General features: G+C 73.6%; 8 protein-coding genes. 3 read left to right on the plus strand and 5 right to left on the minus strand.

Going from position 1 to position 8322, the window contains the following annotated elements; genetic code table 11:
• Both ACZ58X_RS40085 and ACZ58X_RS40090 read right to left on the minus strand, forming a co-directional pair.
• A partial coding sequence (locus tag ACZ58X_RS40085; protein ID WP_470338501.1) for a peptidoglycan-binding domain-containing protein occupies positions 1-732 on the minus strand: 732 nt, incomplete at its 3' end.
• Positions 733-1206: 474 nt separating this feature from the next.
• Complete coding sequence (locus ACZ58X_RS40090) at positions 1207-1839, minus strand: helix-turn-helix domain-containing protein (protein ID WP_470338502.1); 633 nt, start codon at positions 1837-1839, stop codon at positions 1207-1209.
• Positions 1840-2001: 162 nt separating this feature from the next.
• Between ACZ58X_RS40090 and ACZ58X_RS40095 the strand changes: the two genes are divergently transcribed.
• Positions 2002-2994 carry an alpha/beta fold hydrolase gene (locus ACZ58X_RS40095; RefSeq protein ID WP_470338503.1) on the plus strand — a complete coding sequence of 331 codons (993 nt, stop codon included), beginning with the start codon at positions 2002-2004 and terminating at the stop codon, positions 2992-2994.
• A 36-nt stretch (positions 2995-3030) separates the two neighbouring features.
• Here ACZ58X_RS40095 and ACZ58X_RS40100 read toward each other — a convergent pair whose 3' ends face one another.
• Positions 3031-3537, minus strand: coding sequence for a hypothetical protein (locus ACZ58X_RS40100; RefSeq protein WP_470338504.1), 507 nt, complete (start codon positions 3535-3537; stop codon positions 3031-3033).
• Between ACZ58X_RS40100 and ACZ58X_RS40105 the strand changes: the two genes are divergently transcribed.
• Together ACZ58X_RS40105 and ACZ58X_RS40110 are read left to right on the plus strand one after the other, a co-directional pair.
• Positions 3517-3999, plus strand: a complete 483-nt coding sequence (locus ACZ58X_RS40105) for a DUF6882 domain-containing protein (RefSeq protein WP_470338505.1) — start codon at positions 3517-3519, stop codon at positions 3997-3999. The two genes, ACZ58X_RS40100 and ACZ58X_RS40105, sit on opposite strands and share 21 nt — an antisense overlap.
• Positions 4000-4282: 283 nt before the next feature.
• A complete protein-coding gene (locus tag ACZ58X_RS40110) occupies positions 4283-4927 on the plus strand; it encodes a hypothetical protein (protein ID WP_470338506.1) in 645 nt (214 codons plus the stop codon).
• Between the two features lie 146 nt (positions 4928-5073).
• On the opposite strand, the gene ACZ58X_RS40115 is transcribed toward ACZ58X_RS40110, so the two are convergent.
• Both ACZ58X_RS40115 and ACZ58X_RS40120 read right to left on the minus strand, forming a co-directional pair.
• On the minus strand, positions 5074-5790 hold the full coding sequence (locus ACZ58X_RS40115) for a hypothetical protein (protein WP_470338507.1): 717 nt from the start codon (positions 5788-5790) through the stop codon (positions 5074-5076).
• Positions 5791-5927: 137 nt separating this feature from the next.
• Complete coding sequence (locus ACZ58X_RS40120) at positions 5928-8036, minus strand: phosphocholine-specific phospholipase C (protein WP_470338508.1); 2109 nt, start codon at positions 8034-8036, stop codon at positions 5928-5930.
• Positions 8037-8322 lie beyond the last annotated feature (286 nt).

Raw genomic sequence — 8322 nt, forward strand, 5'->3', positions numbered from 1 at the left:
GTCGCAGGTGCCGAGCGACGGGCCGGGGCCCTCGCCGCGCAGCGAGTGGCCGCCGCCCCACACGTACGGGACGCCCAGGTAGGACTTGGCCGCGTTCAGAACCTTGGTGGAGTCGATCGGGCCGCTGGGCAGCGGGGTGGGCTTGCTGCCGTAGAGGGCGTTCTTGACGGCCGTGCCGACGATGCCGTCGATGGCCAGGGCGTGCGCGGCCTGGAAGTTGCGCACCGCCGTGTCGGTGGCGGGGCCGAACTGCCCGTCCACGGTGAGGCGGCCCGCGTTGAAGGTGTTCAGCATGGACTGCAGGGTCTTGGCGCACGCGCCGGTGGCGCCCTTCTGCAGGTCCCCGCACTGGGTGCGCAGGTCCACCGTGCCGGAGGCGGCCGCCGCGGCCGTGTCTATGGCCGCCTTGGTGGCCCGGCCGACGATGCCGTCCACGTCCAGGGAGTGCGCGGCCTGGAAGTCGCGCACCGCCGTGTCCGTGCCCGACCCGAACTGACCGTCCACGGTGAGGTGGGCGCCGGTCTGGTTGAGCTCCAGCTGGAGCTGGGTGACGCAGCCGTCGGCCTCCCCCAGGCGCAGGTTGGCCGGGCAGGACGGGGAGGTGATCGGTATCGGGGCCGGCGCGGTCGCGGCGGACGCCGCCGAGGCGGTGAAGGCGCCGACGCCCGTCAGCACGGACGCCAGGGCCAGGCCCAGCGACAAGCGGCGCCGGGTGGGAAGGAGGGTGTTCACAGGGGCTCTCCAAATCCATGATGATTCGTCAGAACTCTGCCTCACCCGGCCACCCGTACGGGAGGGGTGTGCCGTCCCATCCGTCGGACGGCCGCGTCTCACGGCACCCGCCCGGGCGATGGGACGGGCCGCCGCCCGGGTGCGGAGCCCTCCGGGTGCGGCCGTTGAGCTGGGCCGACGGACGGAAGAGCGGCGTCCGCCGCGGGCCTCGGCCACCGGGGGATCGCTCGCGTCCCGGCGCGCATCCCGGGAAGCCGTCCCGCACGTCCTCCACCGCACGCAGCCGGGATCCGGCACGCACCGGGGACCGCCACGCGGTCGGTCACCACGCGGGCCCGCACTCGGCCGGTCACGCACGGGCCCACTCGGCCGGTCAGCGCACGGGCCTTCGGCACCGTCCCGTTCGGCGAGGTACCGCGGTACCGAGCCGGGAGCCGTTGCCCCTGGGGCGCCCCGGCGCAGGGTGCCGCTCCGCTATCGGGCGGCGCGGCCGAGGGGCGGGGTGCGGGGGCGGAGGCTCTCGCCCTGCGGGCCGAACATGACCAGGTACTCGACCGGCTCGTCGGCCCCGGCGTTCGCGACGCCGTGGGCGGTGCGGGTGTCGAACTCGGCGACGTCACCGGCGCCCAGGACGAGGTCCTGCTCGCCGAGGGCCAGCCAGAGCCGCCCGTACAGGACGCAGAGCCACTCGTACCCGTCGTGGGAGGACTGCCGGGGCCGGGCCGGTGGCGCGTCGGCGGCGGGCAGGACGTGCTTGTGGGCGTGCAGGCCTCCCACGTAGCGGGTCAGCGGCAGCACCGCCTTGTCGGGGCCGGGGCGCCGCCGCCGGAGCGCGGCGCCCGGTCCGCTCGTGCCGGCGGGGGAGGCAGCGGCGACGGCAGGGGCGGTGCCGGCCAGCTGGTCGAGCGAGGCGCCGTACTCCTGCGCGAGCCGCAGCAGCACCTCCAGGGTCGGTCGGCGGCGGCCGGTCTCGATCCGCGACAGCGTGCTCAGCGCGATCCCGGTCGCGCGGCTGACGCCGGTGAGGGTGGCCCCGCGCTGCTCGCGCGCGGCCCGTAGCCGGGGGCCGATGGCCGCCAGTGCGTCGGCCGTACGGTCGTCCGTCACCGCTGCCCGCCCCCTTCGCTCGTACCGCTCTCGGCGCCCTGCCCTGCCCTGCCCTGCCCTGCCCTGCCAGTTTGCCAGGATGTCAAGGATCTTCGCGCCGGGCGGGCGCGGCGCCGCATGATCGGTGGGCGACCGCACCCGCCCACCGACCGAGGAGCTGCGATGCACCGTCCCCTGCCGTCCACCGATCCGCGCCACCGCACCGTCGAGGGGCCCGCCGGGCGCCTGCACCTGGTCGAGCAGGGCAGCGGACCGCTGGTGCTGCTCCTGCACGGCTTCCCCGAGTCCTGGTACTCCTGGCGCCACCAGCTCCCGGCCCTCGCCGCGGCGGGGTACCGGGCGGCGGCGCTCGACGTGCGCGGCTACGGCCGGTCCGGCAAACCGGCCGGGACGGACGCCTACCGGATGCTCGACCTGGTGGCGGACAACGTCGCCGTGGTCCGTGCCCTCGGCGAGGAGCGGGCGGTGCTCGTCGGGCACGACTGGGGCGCCGGGATCGCGGCGACCTCCGCCCTGCTGCACCCCGGGGTCTTCCGCGCCGTCGCGCTGCTGAGCGTCCCCTACGCGCCGCCCGGCGGCCCCCGCCCCGGCGAGGTCCTCGCGCAACTGGGCGGCGAGGAGGAGGAGTTCTACGTCTCGTACTTCCAGGAGCCCGGCCGGGCCGAGGCGGAGATGGAGTCCGACCTCAGGGGCTGGCTCGCGGGCTTCTACGCGGCCCTGTCCGCCGACACCATGCCGGGCCGGGACGAGCCGGACCCGCACTTCGTGGCCCGCGCCGGCGGCCGGCTGCGCGACCGCTTCCCCCGGGGCAGGCTCCCCGGCTGGCTGACCGAGGAGGACCTCGACGTGTACGCGGGCGAGTTCGAGCGCACCGGCATGACCGGGGCGCTCAACCGCTACCGCGCCATGGACCGCGACTGGGCGGACCTCGCCCCGTACCGAGGCGCGCCGATCGAGCAGCCGTCCCTGTTCATCGGCGGAGCGCTGGACGCCTCCACGACCTGGCTGGCCGACGCGATCGCCGCCTTCCCCACCACGCTGCCCGGCCTGACCGCCGCCCACCTCCTCGACGGCTGCGGGCACTGGATCCAGCAGGAGCGGCCCACGGAGGTCAACCACCTGCTGACCGAATGGCTCGACGCCCTCCCGCTCTGACGGTGCGACCGGGCCGGGGCGGAGGCCCTGCGGCTGTCACCGGTCCTCGCAGGAGGTCTGGGGCTCGTACGGCGCGAAGTCCCGGTGGTCGAGGAGTTCCGAGATGGAGAAGGGGTGCCGGTGGTCGGTGAGGAGGCGGTGGACGAACTCGGCGGTGGAGCCGTCGAAGCGGGCCTCGTGGTCACCGTCCTCGTTGCGGGCGATGACCGGCCACCGGTCCGGGTCCGGGCCGTCCGTCAGCCAGTAGAACTGGTCGGCCTGGACGGAGCCGGCCCACTGCAGGAGCCCGCCGGGGGCGGGGTGGAGCCGGTAGGGGTGGTAGACGGCGGCGATGTCGGGGTGGGCGGCGGCGAGGTCGGCGAGGGTCCGGGCGTTCCGCACCAGGCAGGAGGGATCGTCGGAGCCGGACTGGGGACCGGGCAGGAGGATGTCGAGGTACCCCGCGAACGTGCCCGGGCCCGCGGCTCCGGCCCACCGTCCGGATGAGAGGATCTCGCCGAAAGTTCTGTGCGAGGAGACACCGTGGACGACCACTCGAAGCATGACCACTCCGGCTGGGAGGACGTCGTGCTCGCGGCCCGCGAACGTGCCCGCGCCCGGCAGGCCCGCATGGTCGAACGCTTCGGACTGTCGGGTGATGTGCAGTACCACTGGTCGCTGGACGATGCGCGGATCACCTGGTCGCGCGCCGGGAAGGTGTTCCTCGCCGGCCGTCTCACGATGATCGGCAGCGTCAGCCTCGCCCAGCAGTCCTGGCTGTGGTCCTGGGCGAACGACTCGCTGCCGCCCGCGGTCCTCGGCGACATCGAGCGGGTCCGGCGGTTCGGCGAGGAGAACGACTTCCCCGTCCTGCCGTGGCCGGGCTTCGACTACCGTCCTGAGCTCGTCGCCGAGGCCCGGATGGTCGCTGCGTCCGTGCTGGACGCCGAAGGGCTGTGGGCGGAGTCCACGGACGATGTGCAACTCCACTTCCTGGTGCACGACTTGGCTCCCGCCACCGGGTGACGGCCCCGGGTGCCCGGGCGCCGGGCCCGCACGTGGCCGCTCAGGAGCCGGGGTGGGTGGCCAGCACGCGGGGGTCCGCGGTCGTCTGCTCCGGTTCCCGCTGCCACCAGGCTCCGGGTGGTTCTCCGTGGTGCCTCCCCCACCCCTCCCCCGCCCCCTCCCCCACCCGCTCCCCCCGGTCCGCGCCGCACCGGCACCGATTCGTGACGTGCCCCTGCCTAGTTCGTTCGCGCCCCGGTGTGGTGGGATGTGCTCGAAGGGTGACGAACGCAGGTGGGGGTGCGTGGTGCGGAGCGGACGACTGCTGGGGCTGGACGGGGACGCGGCGAATCTGGTCGCCGTGGGGCTGGTCCGGCTGGGGGCCGAGGAGTGGCTGGGGGCGACGGGCGGGGCGCCCGCCTGGGTGGGCGGGCTGCGCGCGGCCTCGTTCGCGGACGCCTGGCTGTCCTTCGGCGGCACTCCCGCCCCCGGACTGCGGGTGCCGGCCTCGGCGGTGGTGCCCGCCGTCGTCGGGCAGGCCGCCGAGCTGCTGCTGCGCTCCTGCGGGGACGACGCGGCGACGGCGCTCGGCTGGCTGGGCCAGCGGTCCGCCGAGGCCCGCGAGGAGGCCGAGCGGGAGCAGCAGGCCCACCCCGCCGAGCCCTGCGCGCTGACCCTGGTGTGGCACGGCGTCCAGGCGCTGACCGCCGAGGACGGACCGGCCCACCGCCTCCGCGCGGAGGAGCGGGCCGAGGCCTACGTCCGGGAGCGGCACTGCCGTCAGGACACCCTGGCGCTGGTGCTGTGCTGCGCCCGGATCGCCGCGGCCGCACTGGTGGAACTCAGCGAGGGCGACCCGGCCCGGGTCGACGGCTGGCTGGAGCAGGACGCCGCCCGCGCGATGCCCCTCGCCGCCCCCGTCCCCCTCTGGGTGCCGGGCCGTCCCTGACGGCCGACCCGGCCCCCGGCGAGGCACGGCAGCCGCCTCGCCTCCTGCCCAAGGGTTCGGGCACTCGGCGGCAGGAGTTGGTCAAGGGCGAGTGGGATCGCGGATGACGCGTCGGCGGCAACGGTTCTCCCGCCGCAGTCCGTGGGTCACCTCGACGCCGTGGCCTTGCCTGCCAGCCAGGCCCGCCAGACATGAGGTGTGTTGGGCAGGTCGGGGCGGTCCAGGAGCCAGAGCACATACCCTGCCTGGCAGCGGGCCCACGGACTGTCGGAACCGACCGCACGAGCGAGCCTGCCCCGCAGGTCGGCACTGTCGACGGCCCTTGCCACCCGCACGTACTCTCGGTCCTTGCAGCGATACGCGCGGTGGACGACGATCTCGACCAGGTCAGTGAGCTTCGCCCTGATCTCCTCCGACTGGTGGACCAGGGCCATGTCCCGGACAAGACTCTGCTTCGTACCCCACGCCTTCGCATGGTGCGTCCAGTCCTGCGGGTATCTCGCTTCCCACTCCAGGAAGAGCAGCGCGTAGGGAAGCCCTGGCCACGCCGCCAGATCCCCGCTCACGGGGCGGCCCCACAGCCCGTCGGGCAGCGAACGTCTCTGCGCTCGGTCATGCCTCCGACGCGCCTCGAGGAAGGCCTGCTCCTGGTACTGCTCCTCCGCCCCCAGGGGCATCGTCAGCCGCCACAGCTCGTTGGACCGATCGAGCGCGTCCGCGACCTGCCTCCGCGCCTCAGCCAGACGGACAAGCGCTGCACTTCTCACAGCCGGATCATCCGCGATCAGCCCGAACGCCCAGCCCAGCCGCTCGTCCCACGCACCGGCGTCGTCCGCACCTGTCCCACCTGCCGCTTCCGTCACGCAGGGGATCATCCCCCAGTGCGGTCGGCTCGCTCCAGGCCGGTCTCCGTCCGCGGTGGACGGGGACCGGCCCGGCGTGCGGGGAGCATCGCGGGAACGGGGTCGGGCTCCGCCGGCGGAGCCCGTAGGGGCAGCGGTCAGCGCGGGCCGGGGTCGCTGATGCCGGGGCGGCCGTTCTCCAGGTGCCCGGCCCAGCGGCGCCGGTAGGCCGGGCCGTCCACGGCGGCGACGGTGACGTCGTACCAGCGGTTCTCGTCGCGCAGCTCGAAGGTGAACCGGGCGTCGTCGCCGGGCCGCAGGGTGCGGCCCTGCTTGGCGCCCTTGGCGTACGCGTTCTCGGCGGTGACGGTGCGGGTGGTGTCGCCGTGGTTGGAGACCGTCACCCGCACCTTGTTCCTGGTGGGCTCGAAGCGGGCGACCAGGCCGCCCACCGTCCTGCCCTCGAACTCCTGCACCGCGCCGTTCGGCCCGTGGGCGACGAGGTGGTAGCCGCCGTCGGTCAGCGGCCAGTGGTCCTCGAAGCTGTCGCCGGCCGAGATGGTGTAACGGCGCGGGGCGGCGGTCGGCGCCGTCCGGTCGTAGACATAGAGCCAGGCGCCGACCGTGCCCTTGTTGTCCAGGTTGAGCTGGAACACCGTGGCGTCGTCGGTCTCGTCCTCGTTGACCCGCAGGTCGTACGGGAGGGCGCGGGCCGGGCGGGTGCCGGGCTCCTGGGTAGGCATCCGCTGGGGCAGCGGCACCTGGTACGGCTTGCCCTGGGAGGCGATCGGGGCGGGCACGGGTATGGAGATCTTCCCCCGGTCGGCACCGGAGAAGTCGAGCGCCGAGGTGAGGTCACCGCAGACGGCCCGGCGCCAGCCGCTGATGTTGGGCTCCTCGATGCCGAAGCGGGCCTCCAGGAACCGCAGTACCGAGGTGTGGTCGAAGGTCTCCGAGCAGACCCAACCACCGCGCGACCAGGGCGAGATGACCAGCAGCGGCACGCGCGGGCCCAGCCCGATCGGCTGCAGACCGCCACGGTCGGCGCCGGGCACCAGCGGGCTCATCTCGCCCGGGTACTTGGCCAGGTCGAGCAGTTCGTCGCCGAGGCTCGCCTCCAGGTCGGTGGAGACCATGCCCTGACCGCCCGGCCGGCTGACGACCGGCGGCATCGGCGGCACGACGTGGTCGAACAGGCCGTCGTTCTCGTCGTAGTTGATGAGGAAGACGGTCCGGCCCCACACCTCGGGGTTGGAGGTGAGCGCGTCCAGCACCAGGTTGATGTAGTACGCGCCGTCGGTGGGGGTCGCGGACGGGTGCTCGCTGTACAGGTACGGCGGGACGATCCAGGAGACCTGCGGCAGCCGGCCGTTCTGGACGTCGGCCCGGAACTCCTTGAGCGTGTGGTCGGTCGCGCCCTTCTCCACGAGCGGACCGGAGGCGCCCTCGGCGACCTGGTAGCGCTCGAAGAACATCAGCGAGTTGTCGGTGTAGTTGTCCGTCGGGGTGCCCGGCTCACCGGACCCGCCCTGGTACAGCTTCCAACTGACCCCGGCCTGCTCCAGCCGCTCGGGGTACGTCGTCCAGGTGTAGCCGTTCTTGCCGTTGCGCTCCTCCAGGCCGGGCCCGTTGGGCTTGCGGCCGTACGCGTTGCGCGGGTCGCTGGTGCCGGTCCACAGGTAGATGCGGTTGGGCGCGGTGTCGGCGTGGACGGAGCAGAAGTACGAGTCGCAGACGGTGAACGCGTCGGCGAGGGCGAAGTGGTACTGGAGGTCCTGACGCTTGAGGTGCCCCATCGTCATGACGTCCTGCTTCTGGTTCACCCACTGGTCGTGGCGTCCTTCGTTCCAGGCGAGGTGGCCGCTGCTCCACCCGTGGTCCGTCCCGGCCTGGTGCTCGGTGGTGTTCCTCGGGTCGATGTACCAGGGCAGCACCTCCTTCTCGGAGGCCGGCAGACCGCGGTCGTGGTAGCGGCCGGTCTTCACCGCGGCGGCGGGCTGGTGCCAGTTCGGCCGGCCGTCGGGCAGGGCCGTGGGCCGCGGGTCGTCGAACCCGCGCACCCCGCGGAGGGTGCCGAAGTAGTGGTCGAAGGAACGGTTCTCCTGCATCAGGATGACGACGTGTTCGACGTCCTTGATCGAGCGGGTCCGGCTGATCGCGGGCAGGGCCAGCGCCTTGCCGACCACGGGCGGCAGCGCCCCGAGGCCCGCGGCAGCGGCGGACGCGCCGCCCAGCTGGAGGAAACGGCGCCTGTCGATGGAGGCCACGTGATTGATGTCCTTCCCAGTCGTGCCATGCATGGGTGTTCCGAGAAGGCTCGAACATAGGGCAGCACACACCGGCCGTACACAGTGCGCCGGCGAACGCCGCATGAGCTTTCGGCCAACTGTTGTCCAGTCAACTTCCCGCCGGGGCAGCCTACTCCAGTCGCCGCCGCACCCCGACCGGCCGGAAACGCGAAAAGCCCCCGCCCGGTTCACCCGGCGGGGGCTTTTCTGAATGATTGTTCGGCGGCGTCCTACTCTCCCACAGGGTCCCCCCTGCAGTACCATC

The organism is Kitasatospora sp. NPDC040550, from assembly GCF_055594965.1.

What these genes read in the sequence shown, in the direction of transcription:
- ACZ58X_RS40100 (WP_470338504.1), bottom strand. Translation starts at nt 3,537, where the DNA reads ATGCTTCGAGTGGTCGTCCACGGTGTCTCCTCGCACAGAACTTTCGGC.
- ACZ58X_RS40095 (WP_470338503.1), top strand. Translation starts at nt 2,002, where the DNA reads ATGCACCGTCCCCTGCCGTCCACCGATCCGCGCCACCGCACCGTCGAG.